The 16,577-nt window shown below is 42.7% G+C and carries 14 protein-coding genes; all 14 read left to right on the top strand.

The annotated features are described in order from the left end of the window. Positions 1-190 precede the first annotated feature (190 nt). On the top strand, positions 191-2,173 hold the full coding sequence (gene hutU, locus ACYQ3L_RS04915) for a urocanate hydratase (RefSeq protein WP_379994642.1): 1,983 nt from the start codon (positions 191-193) through the stop codon (positions 2,171-2,173). Continuing rightward, complete coding sequence (locus ACYQ3L_RS04910) at positions 2,173-2,994, top strand: hypothetical protein (RefSeq protein WP_379994643.1); 822 nt, start codon at positions 2,173-2,175, stop codon at positions 2,992-2,994. The genes hutU and ACYQ3L_RS04910 overlap by 1 nt, the downstream gene beginning before the upstream one ends. 12 nt (positions 2,995-3,006) lie before the next feature. Beyond that, positions 3,007-3,909, top strand: a complete 903-nt coding sequence (gene ftcD / locus ACYQ3L_RS04905) for a glutamate formimidoyltransferase (RefSeq protein WP_379994644.1) — start codon at positions 3,007-3,009, stop codon at positions 3,907-3,909. Positions 3,910-3,953: 44 nt separating this feature from the next. After that, complete coding sequence (gene hutI, locus ACYQ3L_RS04900; RefSeq protein ID WP_379994645.1) at positions 3,954-5,228, top strand: imidazolonepropionase; 1,275 nt, start codon at positions 3,954-3,956, stop codon at positions 5,226-5,228. Between the two features lie 10 nt (positions 5,229-5,238). Further along, positions 5,239-5,634 (top strand): four helix bundle protein, encoded by a 396-nt coding sequence (locus tag ACYQ3L_RS04895; protein WP_379994646.1) that lies wholly within the window; start codon positions 5,239-5,241, stop codon positions 5,632-5,634. A gap of 76 nt (positions 5,635-5,710) precedes the next feature. Next, positions 5,711-6,334 (top strand): cyclodeaminase/cyclohydrolase family protein, encoded by a 624-nt coding sequence (locus ACYQ3L_RS04890; RefSeq protein ID WP_379994647.1) that lies wholly within the window; start codon positions 5,711-5,713, stop codon positions 6,332-6,334. Between the two features lie 3 nt (positions 6,335-6,337). After that, positions 6,338-7,846 (top strand): histidine ammonia-lyase, encoded by a 1,509-nt coding sequence (hutH, locus tag ACYQ3L_RS04885; protein ID WP_379994648.1) that lies wholly within the window; start codon positions 6,338-6,340, stop codon positions 7,844-7,846. 571 nt (positions 7,847-8,417) lie between these two features. Then, positions 8,418-8,879, top strand: coding sequence for a division/cell wall cluster transcriptional repressor MraZ (locus ACYQ3L_RS04880; protein ID WP_379994649.1), 462 nt, complete (start codon positions 8,418-8,420; stop codon positions 8,877-8,879). Positions 8,880-8,881: 2 nt separating this feature from the next. Further along, complete coding sequence (gene rsmH, locus ACYQ3L_RS04875) at positions 8,882-9,793, top strand: 16S rRNA (cytosine(1402)-N(4))-methyltransferase RsmH (protein WP_379994650.1); 912 nt, start codon at positions 8,882-8,884, stop codon at positions 9,791-9,793. A gap of 34 nt (positions 9,794-9,827) precedes the next feature. Next, positions 9,828-10,154, top strand: a complete 327-nt coding sequence (locus tag ACYQ3L_RS04870) for an FtsL-like putative cell division protein (RefSeq protein ID WP_006799050.1) — start codon at positions 9,828-9,830, stop codon at positions 10,152-10,154. A 24-nt stretch (positions 10,155-10,178) separates the two neighbouring features. After that, on the top strand, positions 10,179-12,386 hold the full coding sequence (locus ACYQ3L_RS04865) for a penicillin-binding protein (protein WP_379994652.1): 2,208 nt from the start codon (positions 10,179-10,181) through the stop codon (positions 12,384-12,386). Between the two features lie 15 nt (positions 12,387-12,401). After that, positions 12,402-13,853, top strand: a complete 1,452-nt coding sequence (locus ACYQ3L_RS04860; RefSeq protein WP_379994653.1) for a UDP-N-acetylmuramoyl-L-alanyl-D-glutamate--2,6-diaminopimelate ligase — start codon at positions 12,402-12,404, stop codon at positions 13,851-13,853. A gap of 18 nt (positions 13,854-13,871) precedes the next feature. Next, positions 13,872-15,134: a phospho-N-acetylmuramoyl-pentapeptide-transferase gene (mraY, locus tag ACYQ3L_RS04855; RefSeq protein WP_006799047.1), complete on the top strand. Its 1,263-nt coding sequence runs from the start codon at positions 13,872-13,874 to the stop codon at positions 15,132-15,134. Positions 15,135-15,232: 98 nt separating this feature from the next. Further along, positions 15,233-16,567 carry a UDP-N-acetylmuramoyl-L-alanine--D-glutamate ligase gene (murD, locus tag ACYQ3L_RS04850; protein ID WP_379994654.1) on the top strand — a complete coding sequence of 445 codons (1,335 nt, stop codon included), beginning with the start codon at positions 15,233-15,235 and terminating at the stop codon, positions 16,565-16,567. The last annotated feature ends 10 nt before the right edge of the window (positions 16,568-16,577 follow it).

The following is a 16,577-nucleotide window of genomic DNA, read 5'->3' as shown; positions in this document are numbered from 1 at the left end:
TGTCTTTAAACATGCTTAGAAATATATCAAATATTTTCATTGGAAAAAATATAAATCTTATCTTCGAAAAATGCAATTAAGAAGAAGAAAGAATTTAATGATATAGATATACTATTTAAGTCTAACTCTCCGCTGCATTTAAACTTAACAAAGTAATAAATCGGTCTGCGACCTTAAGAACTCAATAATCATGGAAATCAGACTCAATAACCAGCTACCTGCATACCCGCCTTTCGTTGACGGAATACGCCGCGCTCCCGACCGGGGATATAAACTGACTCCTGCCCAAACAGAACTGGCTCTTAAAAATGCTTTGCGATATATACCTAACGAACTTCACGGAACTCTGGCCCCCGAATTCCTGGAAGAACTTAAAACCCGTGGCCGGATATATGGCTATCGTTACCGCCCACAGGGTGATATTTATCCGAAGCCGATAGATGAATATAAAGGAAACTGTATAGAGGGGAAGGCATTTCAGGTAATGATAGATAACAATCTGTGCTTCGATATAGCTCTTTATCCTTACGAACTGGTTACATATGGTGAAACCGGACAGGTTTGCCAAAACTGGATGCAGTACCGCCTGATAATACAATATCTGGAAGTAATGACCAGAGAGCAAACTCTCGTCATTGAATCGGGTCATCCTTTAGGTTTGTTCAGATCAAAACCGGATGCACCCCGTGTTATCATTACCAATTCGATGATGGTAGGTATGTTCGATAATCAGGCTGATTGGGAGATTGCCGCACAGATGGGCGTTGCCAATTATGGACAGATGACGGCCGGAGGATGGATGTACATAGGTCCTCAGGGAATTGTACATGGTACATTCAATACACTGCTGAATGCCGGACGGTTGAAACTGGGCATTTCACAGAACAAAAACCTGAATGGTTACTTGTTTGTTTCTTCCGGTCTCGGGGGTATGAGCGGCGCTCAGCCTAAAGCCGCCGATATAGCAGGTGCAGTGTCGATTACTGCCGAAGTAGATTATTCCAGAATAGAAACCCGTTATAATCAGGGTTGGGTACACCATATTGTTCCGGATGCAGGCGAAGCCTTTAGATTAGCCAAAGCGGCCAAAAGAAAAAGAAAGTCTTGCTCGATAGCCTATCTGGGTAATATTGTCGATCTGCTTGAATATGCGTACACAAATCAGATACACATCGATTTATTGTCAGATCAGACTTCATGCCATGCAGTATATGAAGGGGGATATTGCCCCGCCGGAATAACATTTGAGAAGCGTACCCGTTTATTGAAAGAAGACAGGATTGCATTTCGGAAGCTGGTAGATACCTCACTGAGACGCCATTTCGAAGTTATCCGCAAACTTGTAAACCGGGGAACTTACTTCTTCGACTATGGAAATTCATTTATGAAAGCTATATATGATGCCGGAGTGAAGGAGATATCTAAAAACGGGATAGATGAAAAAGACGGATTTATCTGGCCGTCGTATGTCGAGGATATTATGGGGCCTGAATTATTTGATTACGGGTACGGTCCGTTTCGCTGGGTATGTTTGAGTGGAAAACACGAAGACCTGATTAAAACCGACTATACGGCAATGGAATGTATAAACCCTGCACGCAGAGGACAGGATAAGGATAATTACGACTGGATTCGTGATGCCGGAAAAAACCAATTGGTAGTGGGCACACAGGCGCGCATACTGTATCAGGATGCTATGGGGCGTATGAATATTGCTTTGCGATTCAACAAGCTGGTACGCGACGGAGAAGTAGGTCCGATCATGCTTGGTCGCGATCACCACGATGTAAGCGGTACCGATTCTCCTTTTCGTGAAACGGCAAATATAAAAGACGGCAGTAATGTAATGGCTGATATGGCTGTACAATGTTTTGCCGGAAATGCCGCCCGGGGCATGAGTCTGATTGCCCTACACAACGGAGGAGGTGTCGGAATCGGCAAATCGGTAAACGGAGGATTCGGATTAGTTTGCGATGGAAGTGAACGAATCGACGATATTATTCGTTCATCTATGTTGTGGGATGTGATGGGAGGTGTTGCCCGTCGTTCGTGGGCAAGGAATGGAAATGCGATAGAGACCTGTGAATCATTCAACCAATCCCATAAAGAAGGATACCATATCACGATGCCTTATCTGGCAGATGATGAATATATAAAACAACTTTGTAAATAATGAAGAAACTGATAGTTCCTATATTATTGTTCCTTTCACTAAACTCTTTTTCCCAACTGGATTTGGCTAAAGTGGCCATAGATATCACTATAGAAGGAAAATACCTTTATCAGCTGGAAAAAACTGCTTGGAACGGAACGGATATATTCTCCAAAAGTTATAAAGAACCCCATCGGATAGGAGGCTACTTTTCCTTTATGGATGGTAATAAACCCAAGTGCCTGGTCTTTTCCAAAGGGAATAATCCGAAAGTTCTCGGTGTTGTGTCTTTTGGTGATATCAGTATAGTGGAAACGGCCACAATAGATTTTAAAGAAAGGGATTTCAAGGCCTCTGAAAAAGAACTATACACCATTCGTACAAAAGCTTTCGAAGAAGTGCAGCGGGATACATTATTTAAGGCTTATAACAATACCAGTCTGAACCTGATTCCGACAAATAAAGGAGGAGAAAAGATAGTATATGCCCTGACTGCTCCAAAATTAACGGGAACTGTCCTCTTTGGTAATGATTACCTGATGGCATTTGACAACGACAATAATATGATAGAAAAGGAGAAGCTTCATCGCAATCTGATTCCTATAAAATTTGATGAAGATGAAGACGCTGTTGCATCTGTACATTCCCATGCCACAGGTACAGACGAATTCATTACTGCGACCGATATATGCACGTTGATGCTTTATGCAAAATTTGCCGGCTGGAAGCAGCATATTGTAATGTCGCAGAATTATATAAGTATATGGGATTGTGAGAATGAATCGCTTGTTATAATGACAAGGGACGATTATGAGAAATTGGGGAAAGAATCTAAAGAATAAAAACAACATACCATGAGTTCAAACAAAATCGTAGAATGCGTGCCTAATTTCAGCGAAGGGCGCGACTTGGAAAAGGTAGAAAAGATAGCGAATGCTTTCCGTGCAAAAGAAGGCGTAAAGCTACTCGATTACAGTACAGATAAAGACCATAACCGCATGGTAGTAACAGTAGTAGGCGAACCGGAGCCTCTAAAAAAAGCTGTAATAGAAGCCATCAGCATTGCAGTGGATATTATCGACCTGAACCATCATGAAGGTCAGCATCCGCGTATGGGTGCGGTAGACGTGATACCGTTTATTCCTATTCGTAATGTATCGATGGAAGAAGCGATCAATCTGTCCAAAGAAGTGGCTGAAGAAGTAGTAGACAAATACAACCTGCCCGTTTATCTATATGAAAAAAGCGCGTCCGCCCCGCATCGCGAAAACCTCGCGGCCATCCGCAAGGGAGAGTTTGAAGGCTTGAAAGATAAAATGCAATTACCCGAATGGAAACCTGATTTTGGTCCTGCACAACCGCACCCGGCAGCAGGGGCTACAGTCATAGGCGCACGCATGCCGTTAGTGGCTTACAATGTGAACCTGAATACTGATAAGCTCGAAATAGCCGATGTTATTGCCAGGAAAGTACGTTTCCTCGGCGGTGGACTTCGCTTTTGTAAAGCTATGGGTGTGGAGCTTACCGACAGGGGTATTGTACAGGTATCGATGAACCTGACTGATTTTACGAAGACAGCTATCTACCGTGCCCACGAGTTGGTACGCGTCGAGGCTAACCGCTACGGGGTAAGTATTGTAGGAGCAGAAATTATCGGCCTTGTTCCCATGGATGCGCTGATAGATACGGCTGCCTATTACCTCGGGCTGGAAGGCTTTTCTACAAAGCAGGTATTGGAAACCCATCTGATGGAATAAAATAGGATTTAAAGATTTTAAATTTCAAAATTTAAAGATTCAGAATGAAACACGGGAATATCATCATAAAGAACGCAGCGCAACTGGTTACTTGTAGCGGGTTCTCAGCAAAGAAAGGAAGGGAGATGTCCAACCTTTCAGTAATAGAGAACGGAACGGTTATCGTTTCCGGTGGCATCATCACCTATGTGGGAAAGGATGCTAATTGCCCGCCGCTATCAGATTTTCCTAACCATGAAATTATCGATGCTACGGGTAAGGCTGTACTTCCTGGCTTTGTGGATTCCCATACCCATTTCATATTCGGAGGATACCGCGAAGAAGAATTCTCGTGGCGTATGCGTGGCGATAGTTATATGTCTATCATGGAGCGTGGAGGTGGTATTCACAACACGATGACCGCGACACGCAATGCTTCGTTCGACGAATTGAAAAATTCGGGCCGGAAACGTCTCAACAGCATGCTGGCAATGGGTGTTACTACCGTTGAAGGAAAGAGCGGATATGGCATGGATAAGGCAACCGAGTTGAAGCAACTCGAGGTTATGAAATCGTTGAATGAAGAACACGCCGTAGATATTGTCAGTACGTTTATGGGTGCGCACGCTACCCCTACGGAATATAAAGGGCGGGAGAACGACTTCCTTGACTATATGATTGAAAAAGTAATGCCCGAAGTAAAGGAAAAAAAACTTGCCGAATGCTGTGATATCTTTTGTGAGAAGAATGTATTCGATATCGAACAGTCGCGCAGGTATCTCACCGCTGCCCGTGATCTGGGTTTCAAATTGAAAATACATGCCGATGAGATTGTCACTCTGGGCGGTGCGGAACTCGGCGCCGAGTTGAAAGCCCTTTCTGCCGACCATCTGCTACAAGCCTCGGATAAGGGAATCGGGGATTTGGCAGAGAGCGGAGTAGTGGCAACATTGCTTCCATGTACCGCATTTTCTCTAAAAGAACATTATGCGCGGGGACGCTATATGATAGACTCCGGTTGTGCAGTGGCTTTGGCTACTGACCTGAATCCGGGGAGCAGCTTTACGAACTCTATTCCATTGCTGTTTGCCCTGGCCTGTATCTATATGCAGCTATCTCCCGAAGAAGCTTTGACAGCTTTAACCATAAACGGAGCGGCAGCAGTGGGAAAAGCAGATAAAATCGGTAGTATAGATATTGGAAAACAGGGCGATCTGGTTATTCTGGAATATCCGTCATATAAATTTCTGCCATATCATATAGGTATGAATATTGTGGAAAAGGTGATAAAAAAGGGACAGCTTATTTCAAGATTTCAAGTTTCAAGATTTCAAAATTAAAAGCATTAAAATGGCAAGGATAGAACGATTTGAAGACTTAGATGTTTGGAAACTGACTCGGGAATTTGCAAAAGATATTTATCAATTGACAAATGAAGGAGAGTTTGCTAAAGATTTTCGATTGAGAGACCAAATAAGAGGTTCTACCGGTTCAATCATGGATAATATAGCTGAAGGATTTGAACGTGATGGACGTAAAGAGTTTATTCAGTTCTTATATGTTGCCAAAGGTTCGTGCGGAGAAACTAGAAGCCAACTATATAGAGCGTTAGATGTAAATTATATAACTAAGGAATTTTTTGAGATTCATTACCAGAAAGCGATGATAATTTCCCAATCTCTATCCAACTTCATAAAATACTTGAAACAATCAGAAATTAACGGATTAAAAAACAAACAATTATAATAACCATAAGATTTCAGACTCAAAAATCCCAATCTTGAAATTTTGAAACCTGAAATCTTGAAATACCAAATATACCATGCTTGTAAATCTATCAGTTAAAGAATTCCTATCCCAAACAGCCGGCAATGATCCTGTTCCCGGGGGAGGTAGTATTGCCGCATTGAATGCCGCAATTTCGGCAGCCCTTGCCGAAATGGTTGCTAACCTTACCATTGGCAAGAAGAAATATGAAGATAAAGAAGAAATGATGAAGAAGATAGCAGCATCGGCAAACAACTATCGCGCACTCTTTATCCATGATATAGATGCCGATTCGGATGCATATGACAAAGTCTTTGCAGCATTCAAACTCCCGAAAGAAACAGACGAAGAAAAGACCGAGCGCAGCAAACAGATACAGGCTACTACTAAAATCGCTGCCGAAGTACCTATGGATGTCGCGCGTAAAGCTTTTGCCATAATGGAGGTCATAGAAGAAGTCGCCGAACATGGTAACCAGAATGCCATAACAGATGCTTGCGTAAGTATGATGGCTGCACGTACAGCTGTATTAGGCGCGATACTGAACGTGAAGATAAATCTCTCCGCATTAAAAGATGAAGAGTATGTCGCACGTATGAAAGAAGAATGCGGCCAGTTGGAAAAGGCAGCCGTGGCTAAAGAACAAGCTTTGCTGGAAAAGGTAAATAAAACACTATAACCTATGAAGAACGTCTATTATGTCGGTTCAGGTGAACTAACCTTCGGAATACTGGAGCAAATCATAAACAAGAATCTGAAACTGGAACTAGCTCCCGAAGCTAAAGATCGTATCCAGAAATGCCGCGATTACCTCGATGAAAAAATCAAGTCGCAGAAAACGCCTATGTACGGTATTACCACAGGGTTCGGTTCGCTCTGCAACAAGAACATATCTCCCGACGAACTTACCCGCTTGCAGGAGAATCTTGTGAAATCGCATGCCTGCAGTGTAGGCGAAGAGATATCTCCGGTCATTGTTAAGCTCATGATGTTGCTCAAAGCTCATGCCCTGTCTCTTGGATATAGCGGTGTACAGGTAATAACGGTTCAGCGTATCATCGACTTTTTCAACAATGATATTATTCCTATCGTTTGCGACCGTGGCTCACTTGGTGCATCGGGAGACCTGGCTCCACTCGCTAATCTATTCCTCCCTCTGATTGGGGCGGGAGATGTCTATTACCAGGGTAAAAAGCGTGAAGCAATGAGCGTACTGGATGAATTCGGCTGGAAACCTATCCGCCTGATGAGTAAGGAAGGGCTGGCATTGCTCAACGGTACACAGTTTATGAGTGCTAACGGTGTATTCGCCATGCTCCGCGCATTTGCCATATCAAAAAAAGCGGATTTGATAGCAGCCTTATCACTGGAAGCCTTCGATGGTTGCCTCGATCCGTTCTATGAAGGAATACAAAAGATGCGTCCGCATCAGGGGCAGATCGACACAGCAGCCAACTTCTGCAAACTACTTGAAGGCAGTGAACTTATTTCACGGGAAAAGGCACACGTACAAGACCCTTACTCTTTCCGCTGTATTCCGCAGGTCCACGGAGCCACAAAGGATGCGATGAACTATGTGGCATCAGTCCTGTTGACGGAGATAAACTCGGTGACCGACAACCCCACTATCTTCCCTGATGAGGACAAGATCGTATCGGGTGGAAACTTCCACGGGCAGCCATTGGCTCTCTCTTACGACTTTCTTGCTATTGCATTAGCAGAGCTGGGAAATATTTCCGAGCGGCGTGTGGCTCAATTGATTATGGGCCTTCGCGGATTGCCTGAATTTCTTGTCGCTAACCCCGGTGTCAACTCCGGCTTTATGATTCCGCAATATACATCCGCTTCGATGGTTAGCCAGAATAAGATGTACTGCTATGCGGCATCGAGCGATTCCATCGTATCGTCCAACGGACAGGAGGACCACGTGAGTATGGGAGCAAATGCAGCTGTCAAATTATTCAAGATAATGGATAACCTGAACCATATTCTTGCAATAGAGTTGATGAATGCAGCGCAGGGAATAGATTTCCGCCGTCCTGCAAAAACGTCGCCGATACTCGAGAATTTTCTTAAAGAATACAGGAAAGAAGTAGCTTTTATCAATGACGACATTGTGATGTACAAAGAGATACATAAAACAGTGGCGTTCCTCAACAGAGTTTCACTCGACTTCATCGATTGGCAATAATCTTTTCTATATATGAATATCTGGGCAGCTATAAGTTCTGCTCTATTATAAAAAAGAACTTGATATAAAAAGTAATAGAAGTAACACCTTTCCGGTTTTTCTTTTATTACTTTTTGTGCTGTTGATCTATATGGATTACCTCCACAAGAATCTCAAAAAGTTAATAATCAGCACTTAGCACAGATGTAACTTATTACTTATGTGAATTAGTAGTTATATTTTAAGGCTGGATTCTTATCAACTTCACTTCATTTCAATAGAATATCTCTTCTATGGAGGAATACAAGCAATCTTTGATTGCACCTAACAAAAAACAATCCAATATTTATGCTCAACAACAAATTAATATTATGTTCAAACAGCTCTGATAAACAACTGTTTACAAACTGTTGATAACCTGTTGATAAAATATTGTAAGTTGAACATACTCAATTCAATATACATGTTAATAACTTACAAACAGGGCTGTTGAAAACTTTTAGTCAATTTTAAGTGGGGAAAAGTGGGGAAAAGTGTATTATTTTCATACCTTTACGTCACATATTGTATATTGTTAAAATTCAAAGTGTTAATGATTCAGTTTTTGGGTAATATAGAGGCTAAAATCGATACAAAGGGGAGGGTCTTTGTTCCGGCAGCTTTTAGGAAGATACTTCAATCTTCTGCCCAGAACACATTGATACTCAGAAAAGATCTGTTTCAGGATTGTCTCGTACTCTATCCCGTGGAAGTATGGGAAGCAGAAGTGGCGAAATTACGTTCGCGCTTAAACAGGTGGGACGGAGAGCAGCAGGCTCTTTTCAGACAGTTTGTTGTCGATGCCGAACGTCTCGATATAGATGCAAACGGGCGCATCCTGATATCGAAGCGATATTGCCAGATGGTAAGTATCGTATCCGATGTAAGATTCCTGGGAGTGGATAATACAATTGAGATATGGGCAAAAGAAGGACTGGAGAAGACGCTTATTCCGGCAGACGATTTCAGTTCCCGCATTCAGGCATTAATGAACAACGACTCTCAAAACGGCTAATCATGACTGAAATATACCATACACCTGCACTACTCCACGAAAGTGTGGACGGTATGAATATACGTACCGACAGTATTTGTGTAGATGTAACATTCGGCGGTGGCGGACATTCAAAGGAAATTCTTTCCCGCCTTAATAAAAATGGGCATCTGTATGCTTTCGACCAGGATGAAGACGCTATCAATAATATACAGGAAGATAGTAAATTCACATTTATCCGAAGTAATTTCCGTTTTCTGAAAAACTTTATTAAATATCACGGCGTAGAAGAAGTGGATGCGATACTCGCCGATTTGGGTGTGTCATCACATCATTTCGATGCCGAAGGCCGTGGGTTTTCTTTCCGTTTCGAAGATAGTGATCTGGATATGCGCATGAATCAAAAAGCAGGGAAAACGGCAGCGCAGATCCTGAATACATATCCGGAAGAGCAGCTGGCTGACATTTTTTACTTGTATGGTGAGCTTAAGCAGTCGCGGCGCATTGCGTCTGCGATTGTAAAGACCCGGAAAGAAAAACCTTACAGAAAAGTAAGTGATTTGCTGGATACGCTGAATTCCTTTGTGGGAAGAGGCGAAAAAGAAAAGAAAGTATTGGCTCAGGCCTTTCAGGCACTCCGGATAGAGGTGAATGAGGAAATGGAAACCCTGAAAGAAATGCTTGAACAGGCTTTCGATATATTGAAGCCGGGTGGCCGTCTGGTTGTTATCACTTATCATTCTCTGGAAGACAGGCTTGTGAAGAATTTCTTTAAGACGGGTAACTTTGAAGGGAAGGTGGAAAAAGATTTCTTCGGCAACTTCGAAACACCATTCAGGCTGATAAACAATAAAGTAATTGTGCCTTCACGGGAAGAAGAGGAAAGGAACCCGCGTTCGAGAAGCGCTAAACTAAGGATAGCAGAGAAAATTTAAGTTGTAAATAAATTACATAGGACTTGTAATAGGAATGAAAGCGAAAGATATAAAAAAGAAAGTGATGTATATTCTGGGAGGGACAGTTCTCACAGAGGACTTCTTCTGGAAGAATGCACGTTTCATTATCACTGTTTTTGTTATTCTGGTCTTATACATAAGTAACAGATACAGTTGTATAGAGAAAAGGTCACAAATAGAGTCGTTGCAGCATGAACTGAAAGATGCGAAATTCGAATCATTGACTATTGCGGCGCAGTTGATGGGGGTGAGCCGGGAGTCGAAAGTCGAATCTTTGATTCAGCAGAACGGAGTAGACTTGCAGCAAACCAAGGAGCCGATTTATAAAATTAAGAAATAGAAGAGACTTTCTCGGAAAAAGGATATGGCAAAGAAATCAGAAGGAACAATGAAAAATGTAGCAGTCAGCCGTTACGGTTGGATTGTCTTTTTCATGTCTTTCGTGTTTATAGCAATCATTGTCTGCATTTTCAAAATCAAATATGCGGAAGGGCCCGAATGGCGCGAACTAGGCAAGCAGGAAACTGTGAAGAAAGACAGGGAGATACGTCCCAACCGCGGAAATATATATGCTGACGACGGCCGCCTGCTTGCAACCAGCGAACCTTTATATGGCGTATATGTCGATTTCATGTCGGAGGGTATAAAGAAAGATACGCTGATGAAGTACGTAACCCCTCTTTCTCAGGAGTTAGCTAAAAAATTTCCGGACAGAAATGCCGCCCAATATAAAAAGATAATATTAGATGGCTGGGCTCTTAGCCGCAAAGAACTGGACGAACTGGAGCGCAACCGGAAAAGTGGTTCCAACAAGAAGGTAAAAGTAAGAAGCCGTTATGTAAGAATTATTCGTCCCGATATAAACTATGTCGACCTGAAAGAATTGAAAACGTTTCCGTTCTTCAATCAGCGTAGTAACAGGAGCGGCCTTTTCACTGAAGAAAAAACCATGCGCCTGAAACCTTTCGGCCGATTGGCCGGACGAACCGTAGGCTCCATCTTTAAAGATTTTGAAGACGGGGGCGCCAGTGGCTTGGAGTTGAAATATGATTCGATACTCAAAGGTGTGCCCGGGTTGAAAACACGTGAGCGTGTACAGGGCCGATGGATAGATGTAGTGTTGGAAGAACCTACTGATGGTTGGGATATAAAGACCACTCTGAATGTGGATATCCAGGATATGGCCGAAAAAGCCCTTTACGGCAAATTGGCTGAAACAAAGGCTGAATCAGGTGTAGCTATTGTAATGGAAGTAGCTACCGGCGAAATAAAAGCGATAACCAATCTCGACAGGGTATCGGAAGGAGTGTACGCCGAAGGAAACCCGAACGCATTTTCCTGGATGTCCGAACCGGGTTCCACATTCAAGACCGTATCGGTGATGGTAGCCCTCGAAGACGGGGTCGTTACGCCGAATGACTCCGTGCGTGTCGGCAACGGGCTTTTCGAATATAAAGGACGGGTTGTCCGCGATCATTACTGGCGTACAGGCGGACGCAAAGAGTTTATGACTATTACCGAAGGTATGTATATCTCTTCGAATGTTGTTATGACTAAAATGATTCTGAAGGGTTATGAAAATAATCCTCAGAAATATGCGCAACATATCCGTGACTTAGGTATTACAAAGAAAATAGAATGGGACGTACCTCTGAAGGGTATAGAAGGAACATCCATAGTCCGTATGCCTGATGATAAGGCAAATCCGTGGTCAAAAACGACTCTGGCATGGATGTCGTTCGGTTATGAGACACAGATCCCGCCAATTTACATGCTGATGTTTTACAATGGCATCGCCAATAATGGGAAGATGATAAAGCCTTTCCTTACCAGGGCCTTCATGAAAGACGGGAAAGTGAAAGAAGAGTTCGAAACCGAAGTCATCAATCCGGCATTATGTTCCGAGAAAACATTAGGCCAGATAAAGGAAATGCTTCGGGGAGTAGTTTCCGATGGTCTGGGAAAAGCAGCCGGTTCTCCTCTTTTCCAGTCGGCAGGCAAGACGGGTACAGCTATGATTGCATCCAGGGGAGGATATGAAGGTTACTATGTTTCGTTCTGCGGATATTTCCCCGCAGAAGATCCTAAATACACATGTTTTGTAGGTATACGCAGGCCGCAGGGGTCTCCATCGGGAGGGCTTATGGCAGGAGCGGTATTCAAGTCTATAGCTGAAGGTATCTACACTAAGCATTTGGTTTCTACACCTCTGCCCGCACCAAAAGACACAGTAAACTCATTGATTCCCGTAGTTAAGGGAGGATTACTGAAGAATACTGAATTTGTATTGAAAAAACTGGACCAGAATTATACATTCTCAGGCGGTAATATCGATTGGATAAAAACGAAGAACGATTCTGTGTCAGGAGGTATCATATTGGAAGATAATGTTTCCGTAAAACAAGGCCTTGTTCCTAACGTTATAGGTATGGGGGCGCGTGATGCCGTATATTTATTGGAGAATGCCGGACTTAGAGTCAATCTGACAGGAGAGGGAAAAGTGAAGAGACAATCTGTCCCTGCCGGAAGCCGGATAGTAAAAGGCGGTGGCATTACAATAGAATTGAATTAATATAAAGATACAGATATGAAATTAAAGGATTTATTAAAAGGCATAGATGTAGTTGAAATAAAAGGAAATGAAAACCTTGAAATAACAGGTATTCAGACCGACTCACGTAAAGTAATCGCCGGTTCGGCCTTTATTGCCCTAAAAGGGGTACAGGTAGACGGACATCAATATATTAACAATGCTCTTGATTTAGGGGCTAAAGTTGTTATTCATCAGGAGAAGGTGGATACGTCAAAAGAGGAAATAACTTATGTAAAAGTAAAAGACAGCGCGGATGCGGCTGGTAAAATAGCCACCCTCTGGTATGGAGACCCTTCGGCCAAGTTAAAACTGGTGGGAGTTACGGGAACGAATGGTAAAACCACCACAGCCACATTGTTATATGAGATGTTCCGTAAGCTGGGGCATAAAGCCGGATTACTGTCCACAGTAGCTAATTATGTCGATGGCACGGTATATCATGCCACACATACTACGCCTGATCCGCTGTCGCTGAATGAGATGCTGGCAAAGATGGTAAATGCTGGCTGCGAATATGCTTTCATGGAAGTAAGCTCACATGCTATACATCAGAAGCGCATCAGCGGGTTGAAATTTGACGGAGGCATTTTTACCAATATCACACAGGATCATCTCGATTACCACAAAACGATGGCCGAGTACCTGAAAGCCAAAAAGATGTTTTTCGACAATCTACCCGAAACAGCTTTTGCCCTTACCAACGTCGACGATAAGAACGGATCGGTAATGCTCCAGAATACAAAAGCGAAGAAATATACTTATTCGGTAAAAACGCTGGCAGACTTCAAAGCCAAGATCATTGAGAAACATTTCGATGGTACAGCAGTCGAATTCAATAATAAGGAATTGCAGGTGCAGTTTGTTGGCGTGTTCAATGTGTACAATTTATTAGCAGTGTACGGGGCAACCGTATTATTGGGGCAGGACCCGGATGAAGCCTTACTCGTACTGAGTACATTAAAACCTGTATCGGGACGTTTTGAAACATTACGCTCTCCTGAGGGCTATACAGCGATTGTTGATTATGCTCATACACCGGATGCTTTAACGAATGTGTTGGAAGCCATCCATGAAGTACTGGAAGGCAACGGGCGTGTAATTACTGTAGTAGGCTGCGGAGGTAACAGGGATAAGACCAAACGGCCGATTATGGCGCGTGAAGCTGTACGCCTGAGCGACCAGGTGATACTTACATCTGACAATCCGCGGTTCGAAGAACCACAGGCCATTATCAACGATATGGCTGACGGGCTGAACAACCAGCAGCTGAAGAAAACGCTATTGATCGTCGAGCGTGAACAAGCGATTAAAACAGCTTGTACACTGGCCAAAGAGGGCGATGTAATCCTCATTGCCGGAAAAGGCCATGAAGATTATCAGGATGTGAAAGGAGTGAAACATCACTTCGATGACAGAGAAGTAGTAAGAAATATTTTTGGAGAATAATAAAATCAGAAGGAGCAAATGTTATATTATCTATTCGACTATTTAGACCAGCTAGATTTCCCGGGTGCGGGTATGTTCAGGTATGTCTCATTCCGTGCAGCTATGGCACTGGTATTATCACTGCTGATATCTACTATCATAGGGCGCCGTATCATCGACAAGCTGCAAAAACTGCAAATCGGGGAGATAGTCCGCAATCTCGGACTGGAAGGGCAATTGAGTAAAAAAGGAACGCCAACAATGGGTGGCATTATTATCATTATCTCCATACTTGTTCCTGTTTTGCTTTTGGCCCGTTTAGATAATATATATATTATCCTGATGCTTATTACAACCGTCTGGTTGGGAGTGCTCGGCTTTCTGGACGACTATATCAAAGTGTTCAAAAAGGATAAAGAAGGACTGCATGGTAAGTTTAAGATAATAGCCCAAATAGGTTTGGGACTGATTGTCGGCATGACACTCTATCTGAGCCCTGACGTTATTATCCGTGAAAATATAGAATTCCGTAACCAGGATAATGTCATAGAACGGGTGAGCTATACAGCCGAAGGAGCGAAGTCGACACAGACTACTATCCCTTTCATGAAGAATAATAACCTCGACTATGAAGATCTTGTCTCTTTCATGGGAGATTATGCGGAACCGGCAGCCTGGATACTGTTTGTTACAATTGTTATATTCATTGTAACGGCTGTATCGAACGGGGCTAACCTGACCGACGGGCTGGACGGGCTTGCGGCCGGCAGTTCGGCTATTATAGGAGTTACATTGGGGATACTTGCATATGTATCCGGGCACATTGAGTTTGCCTCCTATCTGAATATCATGTTTATTCCCGGCAGTCAGGAGCTCGTAATATTTGCTTCGGCATTTATCGGTGCAACAGTTGGTTTCTTATGGTACAATGCATTTCCCGCACAAGTATTTATGGGAGATACGGGCAGCTTAACGCTGGGGGGCATAATCGGGGTTTTCGCTGTGGTTATCCATAAAGAATTATTGCTGCCTATATTATGCGGTATCTTTATGGTGGAGAGCCTTTCGGTAATGATACAGGTGTTTTATTTTAAACTGACCAAGAAGAAATACGGTGAAGGACGCCGCGTATTTAAAATGACACCCCTGCATCATCACTTCCAGAAGGCCGGAAATTCAGGCATACAGGCTTTATTCCAAAAACCGATAGGAGCTGTGCCGGAATCAAAAATTGTGGTACGTTTCTGGATTATAGGAATTATTCTTGCAGTACTTACATTAGCAACATTGAAAATGCGATAATATGCAATTTCAAAATTTCAGGTTTCAAAATTTCAAGATTAAGTCTTGAATAAAAATCTTGAAACTTGAAATCTTGAAATCCTGAAATTAAAAAACATATGAATAAAATTATCATATTGGGAGGGGGCGAAAGCGGAGTTGGTTCGGCCATACTTGCGCAAGCGAAAGGATTCGATGTTTTTTTGTCGGATAACGGCCCTTTGCAGGACAAGTATAAAGCAGAACTGGAGCAATACGGTATTCCTTACGAAGAAAAAGGTCACACCGAAGAGCTGGTACTCGCCGCAACCGAAATCATAAAAAGTCCGGGTATTCCTAATTATGCTCCTCTTGTTCACAAAGCCATAGAAAAAGGTATTCCCGTTCTTTCCGAAATGGAATTCGCCAAACGTTATACGACTGCTAAAATGATTTGTATTACAGGCAGTAATGGTAAAACGACCACGACCAGCCTGATATATCATATACTGAAATCGGCGGGGCTGAATGTAGGATTGGGAGGAAATATCGGAAGAAGTTTCGCCCGTCAGGTCGCGGAAGAAAACTACGATTATTATGTATTGGAACTGAGTAGCTTCCAACTCGAAAATATGTATTCTTTCAAAGCTGATATTGCCATCCTGCTGAATATCACGCCGGACCATCTGGACAGGTATGACCACGATATACAGAAATACATAGACGCTAAGATGCGTATCGTACAGAACCAGACTGAAGCCGATGCATTCATATTCTGGGAGGAAGATCCTATTGTCAGTAAAGAAATTAAGAAACTGGTATCTAAAGGTAAACAATATACATTCGCCGAACATAAGGTCGGCAATGCAATCGCTTACCTTAATAACCATGAAATAGATATTAACACTCCTAATTCCGCATTTGTTATGGAACAGGATTTATTAGCTCTGGAAGGTACGCACAACCTGTATAACTCATTAGCATCGGGTATTGCGGCTAAATTACTGGATATAACCGATGAGAACCTTCGTCATTCGCTCAGCGACTTTCAGGGGGTAGAGCATCGTCTCGAAAAGGTAGCTAAGGTGAAGGGTGTCCAGTTTATAAATGATTCCAAGGCTACCAATGTGAATTCATGCTGGTATGCTTTGCAAAGCATGAAGACAAAAGTAATCCTGATACTTGGGGGTACAGACAAAGGAAATGATTATACCGAGATAGAACAGCTGGTAAAGGACAAAGTCCGCGCTCTTGTATTTCTTGGTGTGGATAATAGCAAACTCCATAAGTTCTTCGACGATAAAATAGAAAAGATAGAAGATACATCATCGATGAAAGATGCTGTAGAAAAGGCTTACGCATTGGCAGAGGAGGGAGATACGGTATTGTTATCGCCATGCTGTGCCAGTTTCGACCTCTTTAAAAATTATGAAGACAGGGGTGATCAATTTAAAGAATATGTAAGAAGATTATAATTTCAAAATT

Source organism: Dysgonomonas termitidis (assembly GCF_054657735.1).
Note: the sequence above shows the minus strand (reverse complement) of the source record. Positions and strands in the feature narration are given on the sequence as shown.

Coding starts and splice junctions, on each gene's coding strand:
- mraY (WP_006799047.1), top strand. CDS start 13,872: ATGTTATATTATCTATTCGACTATTTAGACCAGCTAGATTTCCCGGGT.
- rsmH (WP_379994650.1), top strand. CDS start 8,882: ATGACTGAAATATACCATACACCTGCACTACTCCACGAAAGTGTGGAC.
- ACYQ3L_RS04890 (WP_379994647.1), top strand. CDS start 5,711: ATGCTTGTAAATCTATCAGTTAAAGAATTCCTATCCCAAACAGCCGGC.
- hutI (WP_379994645.1), top strand. CDS start 3,954: ATGAAACACGGGAATATCATCATAAAGAACGCAGCGCAACTGGTTACT.
- hutU (WP_379994642.1), top strand. CDS start 191: ATGGAAATCAGACTCAATAACCAGCTACCTGCATACCCGCCTTTCGTT.
- ACYQ3L_RS04880 (WP_379994649.1), top strand. CDS start 8,418: ATGATTCAGTTTTTGGGTAATATAGAGGCTAAAATCGATACAAAGGGG.
- ACYQ3L_RS04895 (WP_379994646.1), top strand. CDS start 5,239: ATGGCAAGGATAGAACGATTTGAAGACTTAGATGTTTGGAAACTGACT.
- ACYQ3L_RS04910 (WP_379994643.1), top strand. CDS start 2,173: ATGAAGAAACTGATAGTTCCTATATTATTGTTCCTTTCACTAAACTCT.
- hutH (WP_379994648.1), top strand. CDS start 6,338: ATGAAGAACGTCTATTATGTCGGTTCAGGTGAACTAACCTTCGGAATA.
- ACYQ3L_RS04860 (WP_379994653.1), top strand. CDS start 12,402: ATGAAATTAAAGGATTTATTAAAAGGCATAGATGTAGTTGAAATAAAA.
- ACYQ3L_RS04865 (WP_379994652.1), top strand. CDS start 10,179: ATGGCAAAGAAATCAGAAGGAACAATGAAAAATGTAGCAGTCAGCCGT.
- ftcD (WP_379994644.1), top strand. CDS start 3,007: ATGAGTTCAAACAAAATCGTAGAATGCGTGCCTAATTTCAGCGAAGGG.
- ACYQ3L_RS04870 (WP_006799050.1), top strand. CDS start 9,828: ATGAAAGCGAAAGATATAAAAAAGAAAGTGATGTATATTCTGGGAGGG.
- murD (WP_379994654.1), top strand. CDS start 15,233: ATGAATAAAATTATCATATTGGGAGGGGGCGAAAGCGGAGTTGGTTCG.